The organism is Microbacterium sp. Bi128, from assembly GCF_918698205.1.
On the sequence record NZ_CAKKMM010001241.1, the window covers coordinates 1 to 1,522 of the forward strand.

General features: G+C 70.8%; 1 protein-coding gene. It reads left to right on the plus strand.

All coding sequences use genetic code 11. The features are described from left to right. On the plus strand, nt 1–1,494 hold a 1,494-nt coding region (malQ, locus tag LQV45_RS31650), incomplete at its 5' end, for a 4-alpha-glucanotransferase (RefSeq protein ID WP_230011382.1). Nucleotides 1,495–1,522: the final 28 nt, after the last annotated feature.

Genomic DNA, 1,522 nt, shown 5'->3' on the forward strand with positions numbered 1-1,522 from the left:
GTGCTGGTCAATCCGCTGCATGCCGCCGAACCAGTGCCGCCGGTCGAGGACTCCCCGTACCTGCCCACCACGCGGCGCTTTTTCAACCCGCTCTACCTGCGGGTGGAGGAAATCCCGGAATACGGATACCTGGACGCAGCCGGCCGGGCCGAGGTGGCCCGCCTGGCCGAAGGCCTGCAGGCGGCCAACCGTTCCCGGGACCTCCTGGACCGCAACGCCAGCTACGCGGCAAAGCTCGCGGCCCTGGAACGCGTGTTTGCGGTCCGCCGCGGGCCGGCCCGCACCCGGCAGTTCGCCGACTTCTGCGCAGAGCAGGGGCAGGGGCTCGAGGACTTTGCGCTGTGGTCTGCGCTCGCCGAAGAGCTGCCGCCGTCGGCGCCGGAATGGGCCGGAGCGGCGGCATCCCCGGCGTCGCCCTACTGTGTCGAGCAGCGGCCGAGGCTGGCAGCCCGGATCGAATTCCACTGCTGGCTGCAGTGGCTCTGCGACCAGCAGCTCGAGGCGGCCCAGCGTTCGGCACGCCAGGCGGGGATGGGGATCGGCGTCGTCCATGACCTGGCTGTCGGGGTAAAACCCGGCGGTGCCGACGCCTGGACCCTCTCCGGCGTTCTTGCCCGGGGCGTGAGCGTTGGTGCGCCTCCGGACATGTTCAACCAGCTGGGCCAGAACTGGTCGCAGCCGCCATGGCATCCGGGCCGGCTCGCCGAATCCGGCTATGCCGCCTACCGGGACATGCTCCGTACCGTGCTGCGGCACGCCGGCGGCATCCGGGTGGACCACATCCTCGGCCTGTTCCGGTTGTGGTGGATCCCTGAGGGCGGGGGGCCGGAGAGCGGCACGTATGTGCACTACGACCACGAGGCGCTCATCGGTATCCTTGCCCTCGAGGCGCAACGGGCCGGGGCGATCGTGATTGGCGAAGACCTGGGGGTGTTCGAGCCGTGGGTCCGCGGCTACCTGGCCGAGCGGGGGATATTCGGCACGTCGATCCTGTGGTTCGAACACGACGCCGATGGCCCGATTCCGCCGGAGCACTACCGCGAGCAGTGCCTGACCAGCGTCAACACCCACGATCTGCCCCCGACGGCGGGCTACCTCGCCGGTGAACACGTCACCTTGCGCGAATCGCTCGGGCTGTTGCGACGGCCAGTGGCGGAAGAACGCGCCGAGGCCGCGGCCGAGCAGGAGGCCATGCTGGCCCGGGTCCGGGCACGCGGCCTGCTGGCGGAAAACGGCACGGACGTCCGGACCACGGTGGAGGCGCTGTACGCCTACACGGCGCTGGCCCCGTCAGCGCTGCTGGGGGTGGCGCTGGTCGACGCCGTGGGGGAGACCCGGACCCAGAACCAGCCGGGCACCAGCACCGAATACCCGAACTGGCGCATTCCGCTGGCCGCTCCCGAGGGTGTGGTGCTGATAGACGACCTGCCGGACAACGAGCGGTTCCTGTCCCTGCTGGGCACCGTCCGCGGCGCGCTGCATCCCGGAGGGTGACCGGACACGGGGGAGCCGGGCCGTGGAC